Source organism: Xanthomonas sp. NCPPB 1068, assembly GCF_041479385.2.
Classification (GTDB): domain Bacteria; phylum Pseudomonadota; class Gammaproteobacteria; order Xanthomonadales; family Xanthomonadaceae; genus Xanthomonas; species Xanthomonas cannabis.
In genome coordinates this window covers 1,449,241-1,471,176 of record NZ_CM192986.1, presented here as the reverse complement: position 1 = coordinate 1,471,176, position 21,936 = coordinate 1,449,241, and the positions used below count along the sequence as shown (strand labels likewise).

Here is a 21,936-nt window from a genome sequence, read left to right as displayed (position 1 = left end):
GCGTGCGTCCTTCAGTGCGGCGCTCAGCGCGCCAGCAATTGCGTCACGGCCCCGGCAAGATCGCCGAACGCCTGGTTGAGATCCGGACCGCCCGATGCGCCGCCGCCGGGCGGCGGCTGCGTGCGCCCCTGTGCCGACACGATCACCTTGAGCGAGCGCAGCAGGCGCGCGGCAACCGCTGCCTGCGGGTTGCCGGCGCGCTGCGCGGCCAGCAATGCCTGCAACGCCGGATTGTCCAGATTGAGATACAGCCGCTGGGTCTGGCGTGCTTCGATGCGCGCGGTGAACTGGCGCGCCAGCCGCAATGCGGCGGTGGACACCCGCTTGTCGTTTTCGTCCTGTTCCAGCCGGCGTTTGAGCTCGGCCTCGCGGTCGGGCACCACCACCAGCGGCAGTTCTTCCGGGCTGAAGCGCGCCGGCACCAGGGCTTCGCCATCGCCCAGGTGCTGTTCCAGCCACGCCAGTTCGTCGGCCGGCAGCGTGTCCAGATGGAACAGCTGGCGGTTACCGTGCTCGGTGCCCAGTTCGACCAGCCGCACCCCCTTGGCCTGCGCCCAGCGACGCAGGAACGGCACCACCGCATAGCGGTTTCCATAGGCCACCGGCACGCCCATCGCACGGAACAGCATTTCCTCGAAACCGCCGTCGCTGTCGAGGATCACATGCACCGCGCCACGCGCCGGCAATTGCTGCGCCGGCAGGTCGCCCTGCGAGGTGGGTACGCGCACGTGTTCCAGCAGCAACTCGAACAGGCGCTCATCGCACAGCGCCGCGCCGAGCAACGCTTCGTTATGCCGCAACAGGATGCGGCGCCACGCCTCCGGTTGCTGGCGCGCCACCTCCGCCAGCCCCTGCACCAGGGCTTCGGACAAGGCATGCTGCACCGCGCTGTAAACCGTATCGCGCTGCAGATCCTCGCGGCTTGCGGTCGGGGTCAGGCGGTTGGATTCGATCACCCCACCGATGAAGCCCGCCCACGGTGGCAGCAGTTCGCGCGCATTGTCGTCCAGCAACATGCCACGCAGAAACACCGACAGATTGCGGTTGTCGCTGGTGCCATAGGTTGCGCCGTCCTGCACCCACAGCAGTCCCACCGCATCGCTGCCATCGTCGGCACGTACCGGCATGCAGCACAGCGGTTCGAAGTTGCGCTCGAAGCGTGCCGCGAACTCGCGTTGCCGGCGCCACGCCTGCACCGGATGCAGCGGCACCGCATCGTGCGTGCGCCACGGCGGCGGCTCGGGATTGATCGGTTGCGCATCGGCGCCGACCCAGATCGGCTCGCGCAGCAATGCGCAGTAACGCGACAGGATCTCGTGCAGCCGTCCCTGCTGCGCCAATGGCAGATATTGCTCATGCAGTTCCAGCACCACCTCGGTGCCCACCTGGGCACGCGCCGGAATCGGGCTCACCGTGTAGTGCTCGGCATTGCTGGAGATGTAGCAATGGCCCGACGTCGGGCTCTGGTAGGAGGTGGTGCGCACGGTGACGCGCCGTGCCAGCACGAAGGCAGACAAGAACCCCAGCCCGAACATGCCGATCAAACCGCTGTCTTCATGCCCGCCCTGACGCAGCCCGCGGGTGTATCCCACCCCGACGGTGGCCAGATAGTCGTGGATTTCCTGCTGAGTGAGCCCGGCACCGGTATCGATGATGCGCACGATGCCCTGCGCCGGATCGGCCTGTACATGGATGCGCGACTCGCCATGCCAATCAGGCTGCTCCAGGCGGCGGCGCAGAATCGAATCGTGCGCGTTCTGCACCAGCTCGCGCAGCGCGACCACCGGCGTGGAATACAGATGCTTGCTGAGCACGGACATCAGTCCATTGAGATCGACGCCGGCGCGGCGGATCTGTGAGGCGTCCGTCGCCTCGGAGATAGGATCTTGCATGATCGTCGTCGTTTCCTTGGCGGCCACGCCCGTCCTCGGACGCGCCTCCTGATGGCAGTGCGAGCCGGCAAGGATAGCCGCTGGCCATCTTGTACGCACGTCTCACTTCGGCTCCTGCCCTACCGTGCGTACAGCCAACGGCGCCTGTCTCCGGCCATCGAAAACGACGCGCCGCGGCCCGGCATGCGCACCGGGCCGCGGCCGGGTCGACTAACGCTGCAAGGTTTCCATCGGCGCCTCGTTGAAGTGCTGGCGGTACCCCTTGGCCAGCGCTGAACGACTGCCAACGCCCCAGCGGCTGGCCGCCTGCAGCACACTGCCGCATCCGCCGTCGGCCAGCAGTTCATCGCGGATGCTCTGCATGCGGTAACGCCGCAGGACCTGGGTCGGCGACAGCCCGGTGGCCGACTTGAACGCCTGCTGCAGCGCGCGCCCGGTAACCCCGATCTGCGCGGCGACTTCATTGATCGACAGATCCGAGCGGTGCGCGTTGGTGATCATGTAGCTATACGCGCGCCGGTACTTGGCCGGCAACCGCGCGGAGATGTCGTCGCTCACATGCGCAGGCGTGCCGCTTTCCAGCAGCCGCGGCGCCTGCACTTCGCTGCGCAGGCATTGCACCGCACCCAGCGCGTAGCGGTTGTACAGCAGCAAGGCCTGTTCGGTACGACCCAGCGCCTGGCTGATCTTGGCCTGGCAATACTCGTACTCCAGATTCCAGCGTGGCGCGTGATGCCGCCCGGCGCCGGCCAGCGCACGCTCGGCCAGATCGGCCCGGCCCACCGCCAGCGCCGCCAGCGCCAGCTCCACCTGCGCATCCTGCCGTGCGCACGGCGGGCAGCCGTTCGCCGCCGCCGGCAATGCATCGATCTGGGCGTCGAAACCGAACGTGTCGCCGCCGGCAATCCGCAGCAGGTTGCGGACATGCCGCATGCGCTGTGCAAGCACCGGCATGCTCTCGGCCAGATCGGCAATGCAGGCCCGCAGTTCGCTGGGCTCGAACGCATGCGCGGCATCTTCCTGGCGCAGCGTGGCCTGCCAGAACACGTGGTCGCTCATGCGGTCGGCACGGCGGATGCGCAGCTGCGCGATCATGTCCAGCCGCAACGCGGTGGTGATCCGCAGCCAGTCCGAGGCTCCGCTTTCAAGCTCCGCCAGCACCTCGTGCGCCCGCTCCAGGGTCTGCAGTGCCAGCGTGCTCTGGCCAAGGTGGAAATGGGTCAGCGCCTTGCCCAGCAGGCTCTCGCCGCCCAGGCAGGCGGGGGTGTCGCGATCCATCGCCAGCTGCGCGAAGCAGTTCAGTGCGGCGCTGAGTCGGCGCTGGCTGAGCATCAACCATGCGGTATTGCGGCAGGAGAGCAGCCGCAGTTGCCGCTGATGGCCACGCATTGCCTTCAGGGCGTGGCGGTAGGCGTCTTCGGCCTCTTCCTGGTACTCCAGGATCAACAACGCATCGCCACTGGCACCGAGCAGCGCGACTTCATCGTCGGCTCCCTCGGGCGCGGCCTGTCCGTCGCGGCGTTGTTGAAGATGTTGCAGACCTTGCGGCCAGGCACCAACCAGCATCCTGCTTGTATAGGTAGGAAGACGATCTGCGTACGACAGGGCAGAAATCGCTGCGAAGTAGGTGGAAAGGATCATGCCGGGCTCTCTCATAGGGGGATGAGCAAATGACAACAGCGCGCCGCTCTCGCTGGCGCAAACGATTGTATGCAGCGGATCCAATGGAATTTCTCACCTTGGAGCACCGCAAAAATCAAAAAACCTCACTCTGTCCACCACCGGCCCTGCCGTGCGTTTTGCATAAGCGCCGCGGTTGTTTGCGTACGCCAGAGAATGTCTAGCGCAGGACATAGCAACCGATTCGAGCGTGTATCGAAGACACGTTGGCGCCACTTCCTGCGCGCTCATTGCACAACGTCTGCCAACACATCACCTCGACATGGATTTTGGGCGGTTAGCGGTCGCTACGCATCGGCACGTGTGACGATCCAGAGCATTCAACGCACGCGCGTCGGCCACTCATAACCGAAGTCACTTTCTGGTTACCGACCCCGCAAACCTATTCCAACTGCGATGCGCGAGCGTCCTAATCGCAATACCCTGGTCTAGACCTCTCACGACCAATTTCATGGCTGCCGCCCAGCCAGCTGCACAGCTGAAGCCGCCAGGATTCCGCTGCCAACTGCGCGTCTATGCGTCTTTCGTATCGCGCATGCCCTGTGTGTAAGAGCTGCATTACGCATACATGAGCGCAAGTTAAAGCGCGCCTACCCGAACCCGAAGAAAAGTGCGCAGCAGTGAAACTTTCTGCCTTTGGAATGGTACATACCATTCGTCCGACCTCGGTCAGACCCTTCCCCCGGCAGCCCGATGGTATGGCGATGCACTTATCCAGAGATGTGGGTTTCATCATGGCGCCAACCGCCCGTTGCCGGCATCCAATACATGCCCTGTCTGCGTGCCAGCACGGGAAGGCCGGCTGATGCACGGCAACGCCTCCGGGAAGCAGGGATCGGCTTTCCTGTTGACGCAGGACGCACGCCTGGCCTCGCAGGTCAATGCGAGCCTTGCCCCGCTGACTCCGCACGTCGCGGTGTTTTCCGATGAACTGGAGCTCTTGCGGACGCTGCGGCATTCGCCCTGCGAGCTGCTGATCTTCGACGCCACTTGCGTGGCCTCGGACGACAGCTCGGTGCTGGCCTGGCAGCGCTGCCACAGCGGCCATCCCACGCCACTGATCGTGCTGGGGCGGTTCGACTGCCCGAACGACATCCTGGCCTGGTACCAGTCCGGCGCACAGGAAGTGTTAGCGCTCCCATTCAACTCGCACGAGCTGCAGGTGCGTGCGGCGTTGGCGGTCAGCCCGGCGCCCCAGGCCTGCCAGGAAGTCCAGCAACTGAGTGTCGGCCCGTACCAACTCGTGCGCGAGGAGAACACCGTCTACCTGCATGGCAAGCCGATCGTGCTGACCTCGCGCGAATTTTCGATTGCCTGGCTCCTGTTCTCCAGCCCTGGCGTGTGCTTCCGCCGCTGCCAGTTGGCCAAGGCGGTCTGGGGCAGCCACACCGAATTCACCGACCGCACGATGGAACAGCACATCTACAAGCTGCGCAAGAAACTGCAGCTGTGCAATCACAGTGGTGCGGTACGTATCCGGACCGTGTATTCGCACGGATACAAGCTGGAACTTGCCTCATCAGACAAGGATCCGCTTTTGCCAGGTAAGAGCCTGAGTGCAACCACTGCGCATCATTCCGCCGCCTGCTGAGCAAGCTGCCGATGAGGTCGTGCCCCATGCCACGCTCCGCGCCGTAGACATCCGGCCGCGTAAACGACGATGGCGCAGGGGATGCCTGCGCCATCGTTCGATCACGCTTGAACCAGCTGCTTACAGCTTCGGGTTTTCGCCATACTGATTCGGGCCGGGCGTACCTTCCAGGCACATGAAGACCAGCACGACAAGACCGCCGACGTACGGCACGAAGCTGATCAGATAGAACCAGCCCGACTTGTCCTGGTCATGCAGGCGACGCACGGTCACCGCGATACTCGGCACCATCATCGCCAATACCACGATGATCATGATGGCGAACACCAGCCACGCCAGCGGGCCGGGGTTGCCGTCGCCGCCCATGACCGCTGCCGCAATACCGAACATGATGGTCAGGACGACCAGGATGATCGCCTGCAACAGCATGAACATCCAATATTCCTTGCGACGCGAACGCCCTTCGAAGTCGGCATAGCGCTTGAGCGGCAACAACATCCATTCCATTGTGTTTCTCCAGTACGGGCAGTCAGCGGTGTTTGTGATCCGCTGCTCGATGCAGCGGCCGCGCATGTTGCCATAGCGCACATCGGGTGAAAACGGTTTCTGTCTCCACAGATGCAGATGACACCGTGCCAGCCGACAGACGGTCGCAGCCTCGGTAGAGGCCGTTTTTCAGGGACGGCGCATTGTTCCGGCAGGCTGGGCTCGCAAGGCGTTCGGTGTCTCGCGACAGCGCAACCGCCTGCTGCAGCTGCTCGCGGTGCCCCGCCCGGCAACGGGCCGACCGGGTTGTCCTCGTGCAGGCTGCCTGCACGAATCAAGCGGAATGCCGCTACTCCGCCGCCGCTTCCAGCGCCTGGCTCAGCCGCTCCACCGCGATGATCTCCATGCCCTTGATGCTGGCGGTCTTGGGCGCGTTGGCACGGGGCACGATTGCGCGCTTGAAGCCGTGGGTGGCGGCCTCCTTCAACCGGTCCTCGCCGTTGGGCACCGGGCGGATCTCGCCCGACAGGCCTACTTCGCCAAAGGCAATGGTCTTCTCGGACAACGGCCGGTCGCGCAACGAGGACAGCACCGCCAGCAGCACCGGCAGGTCGGCCGCGGTTTCCTGCACGCGAATGCCGCCCACCACGTTGACGAATACGTCCTGATCGCCCACCACGATGCCGCCGTGCCGATGCAGCACTGCCAGCAACATCGCCAGGCGGTTCTGCTCCAGCCCCACGGCGACCCGCCGCGGATTGGACAAGGGGGATGCATCCACCAGCGCCTGCACTTCCACCATCAACGGCCGGGTGCCTTCGCGGGTGACCATCACGCAACTGCCCGGCTGCTGGGTGCTGCCGCCGGACAGGAAGATCGCCGACGGGTTGGAGACCTCCTTGAGGCCCTTCTCGCCCATCGCGAACACGCCCAGCTCGTTCACCGCACCGAAGCGGTTCTTGAACGCGCGCAACAAGCGGAACCGGCTGCCGCTCTCGCCTTCGAAATACAGCACCGCATCGACCATGTGCTCGAGCACGCGCGGGCCGGCAATGCCGCCCTCCTTGGTGACATGGCCAACCAGGAACACGGCGGTGCCGGTCTCCTTGGCGAAGCGCACCAGCCGCGCCGCGCTTTCGCGCACCTGGCTCACCGAGCCCGGCGCCGCAGTCAGCGACTCGGTCCATAACGTCTGCACCGAGTCGGCCACGATGAGTTTGGGCCGCGCCACGCTGGCGTGCTGCAGGATGTGTTCGATGCCGGTTTCGGCCAGGGCGTTGAGCCCTTCCAGCGGCAGATCCAGGCGCACAGCACGTCCGGCCACCTGCGCCAGCGACTCCTCGCCGGTGACGTACAGCACCGGCAGCGTGCTGGCCATGCTGGCCAGCGCCTGCAGCAGCAACGTCGACTTGCCGATGCCCGGGTCGCCGCCGATCAGCACCACCGCCCCTTCCACCAGCCCGCCGCCCAGCACGCGGTCGAACTCGCCGATGCCGGTGGACACGCGCGCCTGCTCGGTCTGCTGCACGTCCTTGAGCGCCATGATCTTGGGCGCCTCGGCCTTGCCGGCCCAGCCGCTGCGCCGCGACGCCGCCGGCGAGGCCTTGCCGCCGGGCGTGGCGCTTTCGAGCACGATCTCGCTGAGCGTATTCCAGACACCGCACTCGGTGCACTGCCCCTGCCACTTGGTGTACTCGGCGCCGCACTCGCCGCAGACATAGGCCGTTTTCGCCTTCGCCATCGTCTCTTGCCTGTTGTTCTCGAACCGACAGGATAGTGGCTGACGGTCTCAGCATGCGCGACGCACGCTTTCGGGAATGGGGAATGGGGAATGGGGAATGGGGAATGGGGAATGGGGAATCGGGAATCGGGAATCGGGAATCGGGAATCGGGAATCGGGAATCGGGAATCGGGAATCGTCAGAGTCGATGACGACCTGGTGCGCTATGCAATGACGTGCACGCAGACGATGCCAATGTGCTCGGCTGCTGTCCATCTCGGATCACATCGACGCATCAATGCAAAAAAGCTGCCTGACCGGTACGAGCAGTCAGGCAGCTTCGGCTCCACCACTCCCACGGTGCGGAACGCCGTGGAGTGCATGACTTAGCGCGGCTTGTACAACTCGCTCAGGCGATCTGGCTTGCCGGCGATGCGTTCCAGATGCGGGTACAACAGCCCACCGTGATAATCGAGGCGCACGGTGTCGTAGCGGTCCAGGCGCTTGACCAACAATTCGATCGGCGCGGTGGTGCCCTTGGCCGCCTTGATGGCGTCCTTGATCACCTCGCTGCTGAAAGCGCGGCCATTCACCGCCACGATGGTGTTGCCGGTAATCAGCCCCGCATTGAACGCAGGGCCGTCCCACAGCACATCGCTGATATCGCCCGAGGCTTTCAAGGACAGACCAAGCGAATAGGTCAGGCTGACGTCCTTGTCGTCGCTCTCGTCGGCCTTGGTCGCCAGGTTCGGCTCTTCGTTGTAGACCAGCTTCCAGCCATTGGCCTCGATGCCGCCATTCAACGAGCCGTGCCCGTCCATGCGCTCGCGCAACAGACTCGCCCAGTCGTACGGTGCAATGCCGTTGAGCGTGCTCACGATGTCGTCGAAGGTGTACGGGTTGACGTCCCAATCGCCATTCTTCATGCCGAAGAACGCCTTGCCGAAGTCGTCGATGGAGCGCTTGTTGTTGGTCAGCGCGCGCAGCTTGCTGTCCACTTCCAGCCACATCATCTGGCCGCCGGAATAGTAATCCTCGCTCATCTGATAGTTGCGGTACGCCTTCGGGCGGCGCATCGACATGGTCGGATCGTTGGTGGTGTCCTGCACCGTGCGCCAGGCCATGCCGGGGCGACCACGCTCGTACTGGGCCGCCACGCCGGCCAGCATGTCGCGCGCCTGGTCCTGCGTCCACAGGCCGGACCGCGCAGCCATCACTTCGCCCCAGAACTGGGTCTGGCCTTCGTACAACCACAGCAGGCTGTCGCCCATTGGCACGTTGAAATTGGGCGTGGCCAGGTCGGCCCCACGGCGGTACTTGCCGTTCCAGGAATGGTTGAATTCGTGCGCGAGCAGGTCGCGTCCGGTCCAGCTCTTGTCCCACTCGGTGAAATAGGTCGGCACACCGCTGTTTTCGCTGGAACGGTGATGCTCCAGGCCGATGCCACCCAGCTTTTTGGTCAGCGCCAGCAGGAATTCGTAATGATCGAAATGCCGCGCGCCGTAGAGCTTGTCCATCTGCTGCACCAGCGCCGCATGCGCCTTGATCTGCTCGGGCTTGGCGTCCAGCGACTTGGCTTCGTCGGCAAACACATTGAGATAGACCGGCTGTTCGCCGGTGCTCAGCTCCACGCGCTTGTAGTACTTGCCGGCGAACATCGGCGAATCGACCAGGTCGTCGAAATCGATCGGCTTGAAGGTCACCGTGTCGCCCACGCGGCGGTCGGTTTCCAGCGCGGTGGCATAGCTCCAGCCGGCCGGCAAGGTGACGCTGGCCTGCGCCTTGATGTTGCGTGCGAAATAACCGGCCGGATACAGCGCCGTGGTGTTCCACTGCAGGTTGAGCATTTCCGGGGTCATCATCACCCGGCCCTGAGTGGGAGCCTGCGGCGAGAGGAACTTGAACTCGGCGGTCAGCTCGGTGGCGCCCTGCGGCACGTCCACCTTGAACGCGTAGACGTCGAACTGGTCGCGCGTCCATGGCACCACCTTGCCATCGACCTTGATCACCAGACCGGCCAGCTTGTCGATCGGGCCGGTCGGCGAATGGTTGCCGGGAATCCATTGCGGGTACAGCAACGTCATCGGGCCGGGCTTGGCCGGCATGCTGGTCTTGACCTTGAAGATGCGGTGCGCCAGATCGGTGGCATCCACGTCGATCTTCAAGGTGCCGTCGAACGGCACGTCCTGCGGGGGTGCGGTTTGCGCGGCCGCAGGCAACGACAGTGCCGCCAGCAACGACACGGACAACAGGGTGGGCATCTTCATCGCAACTCCGCAGGGACCTGGAACAGGCAAGCCCACGATGCTAAGCGCCCGCCTGTGCTTCCCCGTATGCCATTGGTCATGTTGCGCGCGATTGACGCATAAAAAAAACCGCCAATCGCTTGGCGGTTTTTTCTTCAACGCTGCATCGATCCGGCGTGGTGCCGTCTCAATGCATCATGTTGACGTTCATGTTGTGCAGCACCCACAGCGAGCCGACGATCACGATGCCGATGATCAGCAGCGAGAACAGGCCCACCTGCACGTTGGAGCGCTGCTCGGGCGTGCGGTCCATATGCAGGAAATACACCATGTGCACCAGCATCTGCACCGCGGCCATGACCGAGATCACGACAATGGTGACGCCCTTGGAGAAGGCGCCGCTCATCACCATCGCAAACGGGATGACGGTGAGGATCACGGCCATCACGAAGCCGATCAGGTAGGACTTCAAGCCGCCGGCATGCGCATCGGCAGCAGTATCGGTGTGGTGGTGATTGGCCATTACAGCGCTCCCAGCAGATAGACGACGGTGAACACACCGATCCAGATGATGTCCAGGAAGTGCCAGAACAGGCTCAGGCAGGCCAGACGCGTGCTGTTGCGCGGGGTCAGGCCGTTCTTGGAGATCTGGATCACCAGCACCGCCATCCACAACAGACCCGATGCCACGTGCAGACCGTGCGTGCCCACCAGGGTGAAGAAGGCGGACAGGAACGCACTGCGACCCGGGCCGGCACCTTCATGGATCAGGTGATTGAACTCCCACACTTCCATGCACAGGAAGCCGATACCCAGCAGCGCGGTGACGCCCAGCCAGCCATACAGGCCGGTCATGCTGCGCTTGTGCGCCGAGATCATCGCAAAGCCGAAGCTCAGGCTGCTGAACAACAGCAGGAAGGTTTCCACCAGCACGAACTTCAGGTCGAACAGCTCCTTGGCTGTCGGCCCGTCCACCGTGGCGCCCGAGAGCACCGCGTAGGTGGCGAACAGGCCCGCAAACAGCAGGCAGTCGCTCATCAGGTAGACCCAGAACCCGAAGACGGTGTTGCCACCGCCGTCGTGATGCTCGTCGTGGTCGTGATCGTGGCCGCCCGCGTGGGCGGCGTGGTCAAGCGTGGTCGAGGAAGCCATGGTCATACCACCTTCGCGGCCTGCGCCGCCTGTTGCTGTTCGAGCAGGGCAAAGCGTGCGTTTTCGATGCGCTCCACTTCATCGGCCGGCACCCAGTAATCGATGTCGTCATCGAAGGTGCGTGCAATGAAGCTGCCGATCATGCCCACCAGGCCGATGATGGCCAGCCACCAGATGTGCCAGATCAGGCCGAAACCCAGCAGCACACTGAAGGCACCGATATAGACGCCTGCACCGGTGTTACGCGGCATGTGGATCGGCTCGTACTTGGACGGACGCACCCAGCCCTTGCCGTTCTGCTTGTCGGCCCAGAACTGGTCGCGGTCGTCGATGTGCGGCAGCACGGCGAAGTTGTAGAACGGCGGCGGCGAGGAGGTGGCCCATTCCAGCGTACGGCCATCCCACGGATCGCCCGTGTAATCCATATGCTCCTTGCGCTTCCACACGCTGTAGCCGATCTGCACCAGGTTCAGGAAGATACCCAGGCCGATGATCGCAGCACCCACCGCGGCGACATACAGCCACGGCGCCCACTCGGGATGGTTGTAGGTGTTCATGCGACGGGTCATGCCCATGAAGCCGAGCACGTACAGCGGCATGAAGGCCACGAAGAAACCGATGATCCAGCACCAGAACGATGCCTTGCCGATCTTCTCGTTGAGCTTGAAGCCGAACGCCTTCGGGAACCAGTAGGTCAGGCCCGCCAGATACCCGAACACCACGCCGCCGATGATCACGTTATGGAAGTGCGCGATCAGGAACAGGCTGTTGTGCAGCACGAAGTCCACGGCCGGAATCGCCAGCATCACGCCGGTCATGCCGCCGATGGTGAAGGTGATGATGAAGCCGATCGTCCACAGCACCGGCGAGGTCATGTGCACGCGACCGCGGAACATGGTGAACAGCCAGTTGAAGATCTTCACGCCGGTCGGAATCGAGATGATCATCGTCGTGATGCCGAAGAAGGCATTGACGTTGGCACCCGAGCCCATGGTGAAGAAGTGGTGCAACCACACCACGAACGACAGCACGCCGATGCACGAGGTGGCATAGACCATCGAGGTGTAGCCGAACAACCGCTTGCGGCTATAAGTCGCAATCAACTCGGAGAAGATACCGAACGCCGGCAGGATCAGGATGTAGACCTCCGGGTGACCCCAGATCCAGATCAGGTTGACGTACATCATGGCGTTGCCGCCACCGTCGTTGGTGAAGAAGTGCGTGCCCAGGTAACGGTCGGCACCCAGCAGCGCCAGCGCCACGGTCAGGATCGGGAACGCGGCGATGATCAGGATGTTGGTGATCAGCGCGGTCCAGGTGAAGATCGGCATGCGCATCAGGGTCATGCCCGGCGCGCGCATCCGCATGATCGTCACGAAGAAGTTGATGCCGGTCAGCAACGTGCCCAACCCGGACACCTGCAACGCCCAGATGTAGTAATCGACACCGACCCCTGGACTGTATTCCAGCCCCGACAATGGCGGATACGCCAGCCAGCCGGTCTGCGCGAATTCACCGACACCCAGCGAGATGTTGATCAGCGCCGCACCGGCCACGAACAGCCAGAAGCTCAGCGAGTTCAGGAACGGGAACGCCACGTCGCGTGCGCCGATCTGCAGCGGCACGATCAGGTTCAACAGGCCGGTCATGAACGGCATGGCCATGAAGAAGATCATGATCACGCCATGCGCGGTAAAGATCTGGTCGTAGTGATGCGGAGGCAGCACACCTTCGCCGCCGTTACCTGCCAGCGCCTGTTGGGTACGCATCATGGCCGCGTCGGCAAAGCCGCGCAGCAGCATGACCAGCGCCACGATGATGTACATCACACCGATGCGCTTGTGATCCACCGAGGTGAACCACTCCTTCCACAGGTAGCCCCACAGCTTGTACTTGGTGATGGCGCCCGCGATGAGCAGGCCGAGCAGCCCTGCACCACCCAGCGCGACCATGATGATCGGCTCGTGGTACGGAACTGCCTCGATCGTAAGTTTGCCTAGCATCACTTGTCTCCAGAAGTGCACATGGCGACCGGCTCTGCAGCCGATGCCTCATGGTCGCCATGACCCTTGCTGTGGCCCGGACCATTCATGTATTTGTCGACCAGCGAGCGGAACATGCCGTCCTGCACCGACGAGTAGTAGGTGACCGGATACTGTTCCTTGTCGTTGCGATTGGCGGCCAGCACCTGGTACTCGGCAGCATTCAACGCGGTCGGCGAGGCCTTGACCTTGGCCACCCACGCCTCGAAGCCGGCCTGATCGACCGCATGCGCCTTGAAGCTCATCTTCGAGAAGCCGTGACCGCTGTAGTTGGTCGACAGGCCGAAATATTCACCCGGCTCGTTGGCCACCAGATGCAGCTTGGTTTCCATGCCCGCCATGGCGTAGATCATGGTGCCCATGTGCGGAATGAAGAACGAGTTCATCACCGTGTCGGAGGTGATCTTGAAGTTCAGCGGCGTGTGCACCGGGAACGCGATCTCGTTGACGGTGGCGATGTTCTGGTCCGGGTAGATGAACATCCACTTCCAGTCCAGCGACACCGCTTCGATGTTGATCGGCTTGACGTCCGAATCCAGCGGCCGGTACGGGTCCAGTGCGTGCGAGGAGCGCCAGGTCAGCACCGCCAGCACCAGGATGATCACGCACGGGATCGACCACACCACCACTTCGATGGCGGTGGAGTGCGACCAATCCGGCTCGTAGCGTGCCTTCGTGTTGGACGCGCGATATTTCCAGGCGAACGCAATCGTCATCACGATCACCGGGATGACCACGATCAGCATCAGCACCACCGAGGTGATCAGCAGTTGCTTCTCGTCGTGGCCGATCTGGCCTTTCGGATTGAGGATGGCCGAGTTGCAGCCTGCCAGCAGCAGGAACGGCAACACCAGGCCTGGACGAAGTAAACGCCCGAGATGTTTCAGCGGAATCATCGGTCGATCCAAGTGCGAAGGAACGCCAGCCTCGTTCGTCGCTCCGCAAGGGAGATGTCCGACACTGCCCTTCCTGGTGAAGGCGGGCCCGCGCAGACCGAAGACACGGGTTAGCGCGCCAATTTTAATCTTTGCTGCACCTGCACGAAACCCATTGGCAATGATCTGCCGCAATTAATGCGCGCAAAAGTGTGCGACATGTTGTCGCAGCGCAGCGCGCGGGTGCAGTGGGCGGCCGTGGCCGTTACTGAAGCGCTGCAACCGTGCCAAAAAAGCGGTGTTGAAAGACGCATCCAGTTGAGCGCCGTCCCAAAACGCGACTGGGCCGGCCAAGGGCCGACCCAGTGCTGAAGCGTTGGTGCCGGAAATAGGAATCGAACCTACGACCTACGCATTACGAATGCGCCGCTCTACCAACTGAGCTATTCCGGCGAGCCGTGCATTGTAGGAGCACGACGCAGCCCGGTCAATCGATGCCGCCTGTCGCGCCATCGCCGATGCTGCCGGCGTCCGTCGCGCTCAACTGACCAGACGCAGCCGCAGTTCCTTGGGCAGCGCGAACACCATCGATTCCGGCTCGCCTTCCAGTTCGGACACGCCTGCCGCACCGAGCTCGCGCAACCGGGCCAGCACGCCGTCGACCAGCACCTGCGGCGCGGAGGCACCGGCAGTCAGGCCGATATGCTGTTTGCCGACGACCCAGGCCGGGTCGATCTCGCTGGCATTGTCGATCAGGTACGACTCCACGCCATCGCGCCGGGCCAGCTCGCTCAGCCGGTTGGAGTTGGAACTGTTGGGCGAACCGACCACCAGCACCAGGTCGCACTGGCGCGCCAGATCGCGCACGGCGTCCTGGCGGTTCTGGGTGGCGTAACAGATGTCGTCGTGCCTGGGCCCCTGCATCGCCGGGTAGCGTGCGCGCAGGGCCTCGATGATGCCCATGGTGTCGTCCACCGACAGCGTGGTCTGGGTGGTGTAGGCCAGGTTTTCCGGCTGGTTGATGTGGAGCGTGGCCACCTGCGCGATGTCCTCGACCAGATAGATGGTGCCCGTGCCACGCTCACGGCTCCACTGCCCCATCGTGCCTTCCACTTCCGGATGCCCGGCATGGCCGATCAGCACCACGTCGCGGCCGGCCCGGCAGTGCCGCGCCACCTCGAAATGCACCTTGGTCACCAGCGGGCAGGTGGCATCGAACACCTTGAGCCCACGGCGCTCGGCCTCCTGGCGCACAGCCTGTGAGACGCCGTGCGCACTGAAGATCACCGTGGCGTTGTCGGGCACCTCGTCCAGTTCTTCGACGAAGATTGCTCCGCGCTGCTTGAGGTCGTCGACCACGAAACGGTTGTGCACCACCTCGTGCCGCACATAGATCGGCGCGCCCAGCGTCTCGATCGCACGCTTGACGATCTCGATCGCGCGGTCGACGCCGGCACAAAAACCACGGGGATTGGCGAGCAGGACATCCATGCGGTGCATTCTACGGGAATGGCGATTGGGGAATGGAGCCGGGCAGCGCCGGTCCGCGGGAACTTCAGCGGCGATTCCCGATTCCCGGCTCCCGCTTGCCGGACTTGTCGAACAGGCCGAACACGGCAATCCCGATCGCGCCCCCCACGATCGCCGAATCGGCGATGTTGAACGACGGCCAGGTATGGCTGCCGATGTACCACTGGATGAAATCGACCACATGGCCGTGCATCAGCCGGTCGATCACATTGCCGATCGCCCCGCCGATCACCAGCGCATACGGCAGCGCGCTGCGCCACTCGTTGCGCGCGGTGCGCGACAGCCAGAACGCCAGCAGGCCGCTGATACCCACCGCCAACGCGGTGAAGAACCACAGCTGCCAGCCGCCGGCATCGCTCAGAAAGCTGAAGGCCGCGCCGGTGTTATAGGTGCGGTACCAGTTCCAAAAACCCTCGATGACCGGCACCGGGGTGTACTCGGGCAGGCTGGACAGCACCCAGGCCTTGCTCCACTGGTCCAGCCCGATCACCACGGCCGACAGCAGCAACCAGATCAATGCGGAGGGTTTGGGTCTTGCGGTCATGGAATCACCTTAGCTGTTGCTGCTCCCGGGTTCGGAAGAAGCTGCCCGACGGGCAAATCGGCAAGCAGTGCCGGATGCGAAGCAATGCCCTCATCCGGCGCTGCGCGCCACCTTCTCCCGCTTGCGGGAGAAGGGTATTGGAACGGACTCCCGCTTGCGGGAGAAGCAATCAACACATCAGAACCCGCGACGCTAGAACCAGCGACGCACCTCGCCGGGGCCTTCGATATTGCTGACGCAGCGGCTGCACAGCTCGGGATGCCGCGGGTCGCTGCCTATGCTGGCCTGGTGATGCCAGCAGCGTACGCACTTGGCCTTGGTCGTGGGCTGCGCACTGACGAAGATGTCGTCGGTGCTGGCCGCTGTCACGGTGACATCGCCACTGATGAACAAAAAGCGCAGTTCATCGGCCAGCGGCTGCCAGCGCGCGGCGGTCTGCGCATCGGCAGCCACGGTGATCTCCGCTTCCAGCGCCGCGCCGATCGCGCCGTTTGCACGCATCGGCTCCAGCACCTTGGCCACCTGCTCACGCAGCGCCAGCAACTTGTCGAAGTCCGCGCCGGTCAAGGCGGCATCGGCCGGCAACGGCGCCAGGCCGTCATACCAGGTGGCGAACAGCACGTTGCCGGCACGCTCGCCCGGCAGATAGGCCCATAGCTCGTCGGCGGTAAAGCTCAGTACCGGCGCGACCCAGCGCACGAACGCCTCGGCCACGTGATACATCGCGCTCTGCGCCGAACGCCGGCCGCGCGAATCCTCGGCCATCGTGTACAGACGGTCCTTGGTGACATCCAGGTACAGCGAGCCCAGGTCCACACTGCAGAAGTTCAGCAGCGCCTGCACGATTTCGGCGAAGTCGTAGCGCGCGTAGGCGGCCACGATCTTTTCCTGCAGCTCATGCGCGCGATGCACGATCCAGCGGTCCAGCAACACCATGTCGTCCAGCGCCACCAGATGCTGCAGCGGGTCGAAGCCATGCAGGTTGCCCAGCAGAAAACGCGCGGTATTGCGCAGCCGGCGATACGCATCGGCATTGCGCTTGAGGATCTCCTGCGACAGCGACATCTCGTTGCTGTAGTCGGCCGAGGCGATCCACAGGCGCAGGATGTCCGCGCCCAGCGTCTTCATGATGTCCTGCGGCTCGATGCCGTTGCCCAGCGACTTGGACATCTTGCGGCCGTGCTCGTCCACGGTGAAGCCGTGGGTCAGGCACTGCTTGTACGGCGCTGCCTTATTCATCGCCACGCCGGTCAGCAGCGAGGACTGGAACCAGCCGCGGTGCTGATCGGAGCCTTCCAGATACAGGTCGGCCGGCGTGGGCAGGCCGCGGTCCACCAGCACCGCCTCGTGGGTCACGCCCGAGTCGAACCACACATCCAGGATGTCGGTGATCTTGTCGTAGTCGGCGGCCTCGTCGCCCAGCAGCTCGGCGGCATCCAGCGTGTACCACACGTCCACACCGCCCTGCTCCACCCGGTCGGCCACCTGGCGAAGCAACTCGGTGCTGCGCGGGTGCGGCTCGCCGGTTTCGCGATGCACGAACAGGGCGATCGGCACGCCCCAGGTGCGCTGGCGCGAGATGGTCCAGTCCGGACGTCCTTCGACCATGCCGGCAATACGCGCCTGTCCCCAAGCCGGGTACCAGGTCACCTGTTCGACCGCCTTGAGCGCGTCAGCGCGCAGGTTGGCCTGCTCCATCGAAAAGAACCACTGCGGCGTGGCGCGGAAGGCGATCGGCGTCTTGTGGCGCCAGCAATGCGGATAGCTGTGCTCCATCTTGCTGGCGGCCAGCAACACGCCGGTATCGCGCAGCGCGTCGATGATGACGTCGTTGGCCTTCCAGATATGCAGCCCGGCCAGCACGGTGTCACCCAGCGGCGGGGTCGACGGCAGATACACGCCACGTCCGTCCACCGGATTGATCTGCGCAGCGCCGTAGCGCTCCAGCAGCCCGTACTGCTTGGAGACCTGGTAGTCCTCCTGGCCGTGACCTGGGGCGGTGTGCACCGCGCCGGTACCGTCCTCGGCCGACACATGGTCGCCCAGCAGCAGCGGGATCTCGCGCTCGGCGCAGAACGGGTGGTTCAGCAGCATCTGATCCAGCGCCGCGCCCTTGGCGCGACCGTGCACCACCACCTCGTCCACGCCGTAGCGCGACAGCGCCTTGGCCGCCAACGCTTCGGCGATCACCAGCCAACGCGGCTGGCCGCGATCGGCCGGGCCTTCGACCAGCACGTAATCCAGTTCCGCACCCAGGCTCACCGCCAGCGACGCCGGCAGCGTCCACGGCGTAGTGGTCCAGATCGGCACCGCCACGCTCACGCCCGCCGGTAGCGTCGCACCGAATGCGGCAGCGACAGCGCCCGGATCGCGCGCCGGATAGGCGATGTCCACCGTCGGCGAGACCTTGTCGGCGTATTCGATCTCGGCCTCGGCCAGCGCCGAGCCGCAATCGAAGCACCAGTGCACCGGCTTGACGCCACGGGTCAGATGGCCGTTGTCGACGATCTTTGCCAGCGCGCGCAGCTCGTTGGCCTCGAAGCGGAAATCCAGGGTCTTGTACGGGTTGTCCCAATCACCCACCACGCCCAGGCGCTTGAAGTCGCGGCGCTGCAGATCGATCTGCTCGCTCGCGTACTCGCGGCACTTCTGACGAAATTCCGCCGCGTCCAGCTTCACGCCGACCTTGCCGTACTTTTTCTCGATCGCGATCTCGATCGGCAAGCCGTGGCAGTCCCAGCCCGGGATGTAGGGCGCATCGAAGCCAGCCAGATACTTCGACTTGACGATGATGTCCTTGAGGATCTTGTTGACCGCGTGACCGAGATGGATCTGGCCGTTGGCATACGGCGGGCCATCATGCAGCACGAACAGCGGGCGTCCGGCCGCGTTCGCGCGCAGCTGCGTATACAGACCCTCGCGCTCCCAGCGGTCCAGCATCGCCGGCTCGCGCTTGGGCAGGTCGCCGCGCATCGGAAAGTCCGTCGCAGGCAGATGAAGAGTGGCTTTGTAGTCTTGGGTCACAGGAATCTACCGTTGCGCTGCTTTCATTGAAGAGTCCGCACAGGGATGTGCGGGCTGTTGCGAAGGACTCGCATCATTGGAGTCCGCACAGGGACGTGCGGGCTGTTGCGAGAGACTCGCATCATTGGGGTCTGCACCGGGCGCCACAGCGCCGTGCGCGCGACTGCTTTCGGCATGCACGGAAACATCGCGCGCCTGCTGCAGGCCGCCCATGAGTTCAGCGCCAACCAGCATCCGCGACGGGCTGCCCTGAAGCACCGCGCGCGCCTGTTCGGCATCGCGATGCATCTGCACGGTCAGCGCTTCCAGACCATCGAACTTTTCCTCGTTGCGCAGTTTGGCGACGAATTCGACTTCCAGATGCCGGCCGTACAGATCGCCCTGGAAATCGAACAGGTGCGCTTCCAGCAGCGGCTCCACGCCAGCCACGGTCGGCCGCGTGCCGAAGCTGGACACCGAGGGCCACGGCTGCGCGGCCACGCCGTGCACCCAGGTGGCATAGATGCCCGACAGCGCCGGCGTGCGCGAAAACCGCAGATTCGCAGTGGGGTAGCCCAACGTGCGACCCAGTTGCTTGCCGCGCACCACCCGCCCGCCGATGGCGTACGGGCGGCCAAGCAGATCGGCGGCGTGCGCAAACTCGCCTGCCACCAATAATTCACGGATGCGCGTGGCGGAAATGCGCTCGCCATGCAGATGCACCGGCGCAATCTCCCCGGCCGCAAAACCGTGCTGCTCGCCCAGTGTGCGCAACAAGGCGATGTCGCCGCCACGGCGATGGCCGAAACGGAATTCCGGGCCGATCCACACCTCGCGGGCGCAGAGCCGGCCCACCAGCGCCAGCCGCACGAAGTCTTCGGCGCTCATCGCCGACAGACGGCCATCGAAACGGATCAGGCCTACGCTGTCGGCGCCGAAGCCGAGCAGGCCTTCGATCTTGGCGCGCGCCAGGGTCAGCCGCGGCGGCGGTGCGGCCGGGGCGAAGAACTCGCGCGGCAATGGCTCGAAGCTCAACGCCACCGCCGGTACGCCCAGCGCGCGCGCGCGGTCAGCCGCATGCTGCACCAATGCCCGATGCCCCAGGTGCAGGCCATCGAAGGCGCCGATGCAGACCACGCTTCCGTGCGGGAACAGCGTCCCGCCCTCGACGTCTCTAAACAGCCTGCTCATTCCTCGATCCAAACAGATGCCGGCTTGCGGCCGACCCTCGCTGATACATAACTTGTAAGTATAGCCGTGCCTGTCAACCCGCACGGCCCGCACCGATCACGCAAGCGCCCATCGGCATGACGCGCTACACCAGCCTCTGGGACGCACCTGCCGGGCAGGCCGCGGCCGACAATCCGCCGGCCGTCACCGTGGACAAGGGGCAAATCCGCCTTGCATGCCGCCCTGCCGTTCCCCATTCCAGAGGCCGGCAAGGCCGCCTGCCCCATCACAAAACCCGACATCCAGGCTCAGCCCTCGCGTAGATCCCGCGGCCGCAAGCCCAGCGCCAGCTGTGCCACCACGTAGGTCAGCCCGCCACTGCCGACCAGCACCGCCAGCCAGCCGATCCGCTGCCACTTGTCCATTCCGGTGAACGACGGCAGCCACCACAGCAAACTCAACAGCACCGCCACCATGGCCGCACACGCCAGCAGCAGACGCATCACATAGCCGCCCCAGCCCGGCCGGCGCTGATACACGCCGGACTTGCCCAGCCAGTACCACAGCAGCCCCAGGTTGAGATAACTCGACAGCGCACTGGCGATGCCCAGCGCCAGATGTAGCCCGGGCTGCTTACCCAGCGCCTGCATCACGCCCTGCGCCTTGAGCTCCGGTGGCACCATGAGCTGGTACAGCACCGCCAGGAACGCAAAGTTGAACACCATATTGGCCACCAGCGCCGCCACGCCGGCGCGCACCGGGGTGCGGGTGTCCTGACGCGCATAGAACGCCGGCAGCACGACCTTGAGCATGGCGTACGCCGGTAGTCCGAAGCTCAAGCCGTACACCGACAACGCCGTCATGCGGGTGTCGAAGGCGGTGAACTTGTGATACTGGAACAACGTTGCCACCAGCGGCTCGGCCAGCAGCAACAACCCCAGCATGGCCGGCATTGCGATCAGCAAGGTCGTCCGGAAGCCCCAGTCCAGCGCGCTGGAAAACGCGGTGCGGTCGGTCTTGACGTGATGCCGCGCCAGCGCCGGCAGGATCACCGTGCCCAGCGCCACGCCGAAGACGCCCAACGGCAGTTCCAGGAACCGGTCGGCCAGCGACAGCCACGACTGCGAGCCATCGGTCAGCTTGGCGGCGATCACGGTGTCCAGCAGCAGGTTGATCTGCGCGATCGAAGAGCCGAACAGGGTCGGCACCATCAGGGTCAGCACCTTGCGCACACCCGGATGTCGCCAACCCCAGCGCGGCAGGGTCAACAGGTTGATGCCTTTCAGCGAAGGCAACTGGAACAGCAACTGCAGCATGCCCGCCGCCAGCACGGCCCAGCCCAGCGCAAGGATCTGCCTTTCCGGCGTCCCACCCAGCCGGGGCGCCAGCCACACCGCCCCGGCGATCATGCACAGGTTGAGGATCACCGGGGTCAGCGCCGGCATGGCGAACTTCTGGAAGCTGTTCAGTGCCCCGCCCGCCAGCGCAGTCAGCGACACGAACAGCAGGAACGGGAAGGTCAGACGGAACAGATCCACCAGCAGGCCATGCTTGGCCGGATCGGTGTCCACCCCGCTGGAAAACAGCGTGGCCAGCTGCGGGGCGAAGATCAGCGCAAGCGCGGTGACCAGCAGCAGCACGCCGCCGAGGGTCCCGGCCACGCGCGCCATCAGCTCGCGTAGCTCGGCATGCGACCGGGTTTCCTTGACTTCGGTAAACACCGGCACGAAGGCGGTGGCGAAGGAGCCTTCGGCAAATAGCCGCCGCAGGAAATTGGGAACCCGGAAGGCCACCCAGAACGCATCGGTCACCGCATTGCTGCCGAAGGTGGTGGTGATGACCTGGTCGCGCACCAGCCCCAGCACCCGCGACACCATGGTCATGCTGCTGAAGGAGAGCAGGCCCCTCATCATGCGGGGGGTGCTCATGGGGACTGCCTCTTGACAACTGACTTGACGTAGATATCTGGGTCCATCATACTTTCGCGCTTGCTTTTTCCACCACA

Annotated in this window: 15 protein-coding genes and 1 tRNA gene; 1 reads left to right on the top strand and 15 read right to left on the bottom strand. The window is 64.3% G+C overall.

Annotated elements, in window-relative coordinates; all coding sequences use genetic code 11:
• Positions 1-23: 23 nt before the first annotated feature.
• Positions 24-1,892, bottom strand: coding sequence for an ATP-binding protein (locus ACCQ12_RS06330; RefSeq protein WP_372383191.1), 1,869 nt, complete (start codon positions 1,890-1,892; stop codon positions 24-26).
• Between the two features lie 210 nt (positions 1,893-2,102).
• A complete protein-coding gene (locus ACCQ12_RS06325) occupies positions 2,103-3,458 on the bottom strand; it encodes a helix-turn-helix transcriptional regulator (RefSeq protein ID WP_355609218.1) in 1,356 nt (451 codons plus the stop codon).
• Between the two features lie 919 nt (positions 3,459-4,377).
• Between ACCQ12_RS06325 and ACCQ12_RS06320 the strand changes: the two genes are divergently transcribed.
• On the top strand, positions 4,378-5,163 hold the full coding sequence (locus ACCQ12_RS06320) for a winged helix-turn-helix transcriptional regulator (RefSeq protein ID WP_166743421.1): 786 nt from the start codon (positions 4,378-4,380) through the stop codon (positions 5,161-5,163).
• Between the two features lie 120 nt (positions 5,164-5,283).
• Here ACCQ12_RS06320 and ACCQ12_RS06315 read toward each other — a convergent pair whose 3' ends face one another.
• The 13 genes from ACCQ12_RS06315 to murJ form a co-directional block, all read right to left on the bottom strand.
• Positions 5,284-5,670 (bottom strand): DUF805 domain-containing protein, encoded by a 387-nt coding sequence (locus tag ACCQ12_RS06315; RefSeq protein WP_047695990.1) that lies wholly within the window; start codon positions 5,668-5,670, stop codon positions 5,284-5,286.
• Between the two features lie 328 nt (positions 5,671-5,998).
• A complete protein-coding gene (radA, locus tag ACCQ12_RS06310) occupies positions 5,999-7,390 on the bottom strand; it encodes a DNA repair protein RadA (protein WP_104581003.1) in 1,392 nt (463 codons plus the stop codon).
• 365 nt (positions 7,391-7,755) lie between these two features.
• Positions 7,756-9,636: a M61 family metallopeptidase gene (locus ACCQ12_RS06305; RefSeq protein WP_186005755.1), complete on the bottom strand. Its 1,881-nt coding sequence runs from the start codon at positions 9,634-9,636 to the stop codon at positions 7,756-7,758.
• A 166-nt stretch (positions 9,637-9,802) separates the two neighbouring features.
• Positions 9,803-10,138 (bottom strand): cytochrome o ubiquinol oxidase subunit IV, encoded by a 336-nt coding sequence (gene cyoD, locus ACCQ12_RS06300; RefSeq protein WP_003484294.1) that lies wholly within the window; start codon positions 10,136-10,138, stop codon positions 9,803-9,805.
• Positions 10,138-10,773, bottom strand: coding sequence for a cytochrome o ubiquinol oxidase subunit III (gene cyoC, locus ACCQ12_RS06295; RefSeq protein WP_179454805.1), 636 nt, complete (start codon positions 10,771-10,773; stop codon positions 10,138-10,140). Before cyoC ends, cyoD begins: the two co-directional genes overlap by 1 nt.
• Positions 10,770-12,770, bottom strand: a complete 2,001-nt coding sequence (gene cyoB, locus ACCQ12_RS06290; protein WP_047696032.1) for a cytochrome o ubiquinol oxidase subunit I — start codon at positions 12,768-12,770, stop codon at positions 10,770-10,772. Before cyoB ends, cyoC begins: the two co-directional genes overlap by 4 nt.
• A complete protein-coding gene (gene cyoA / locus ACCQ12_RS06285) occupies positions 12,770-13,705 on the bottom strand; it encodes a ubiquinol oxidase subunit II (RefSeq protein WP_372383190.1) in 936 nt (311 codons plus the stop codon). Before cyoA ends, cyoB begins: the two co-directional genes overlap by 1 nt.
• A gap of 356 nt (positions 13,706-14,061) precedes the next feature.
• Positions 14,062-14,137: transfer RNA gene (locus ACCQ12_RS06280), tRNA-Thr, on the bottom strand.
• An 87-nt stretch (positions 14,138-14,224) separates the two neighbouring features.
• Positions 14,225-15,175: a 4-hydroxy-3-methylbut-2-enyl diphosphate reductase gene (ispH, locus tag ACCQ12_RS06275; RefSeq protein WP_104581001.1), complete on the bottom strand. Its 951-nt coding sequence runs from the start codon at positions 15,173-15,175 to the stop codon at positions 14,225-14,227.
• A 64-nt stretch (positions 15,176-15,239) separates the two neighbouring features.
• The gene (lspA, locus tag ACCQ12_RS06270) at positions 15,240-15,758 is read right to left on the bottom strand and encodes a signal peptidase II (protein WP_039409539.1); all 519 of its coding nucleotides are present in this window, start codon (positions 15,756-15,758) and stop codon (positions 15,240-15,242) included.
• Positions 15,759-15,950: 192 nt separating this feature from the next.
• Positions 15,951-18,782 carry an isoleucine--tRNA ligase gene (gene ileS / locus ACCQ12_RS06265; protein WP_372383189.1) on the bottom strand — a complete coding sequence of 944 codons (2,832 nt, stop codon included), beginning with the start codon at positions 18,780-18,782 and terminating at the stop codon, positions 15,951-15,953.
• Positions 18,783-18,788: 6 nt separating this feature from the next.
• The gene (locus tag ACCQ12_RS06260) at positions 18,789-19,952 is read right to left on the bottom strand and encodes a bifunctional riboflavin kinase/FAD synthetase (protein ID WP_372383188.1); all 1,164 of its coding nucleotides are present in this window, start codon (positions 19,950-19,952) and stop codon (positions 18,789-18,791) included.
• 287 nt (positions 19,953-20,239) lie between these two features.
• Positions 20,240-21,844: a murein biosynthesis integral membrane protein MurJ gene (gene murJ, locus ACCQ12_RS06255; protein ID WP_372383565.1), complete on the bottom strand. Its 1,605-nt coding sequence runs from the start codon at positions 21,842-21,844 to the stop codon at positions 20,240-20,242.
• Positions 21,845-21,936 lie beyond the last annotated feature (92 nt).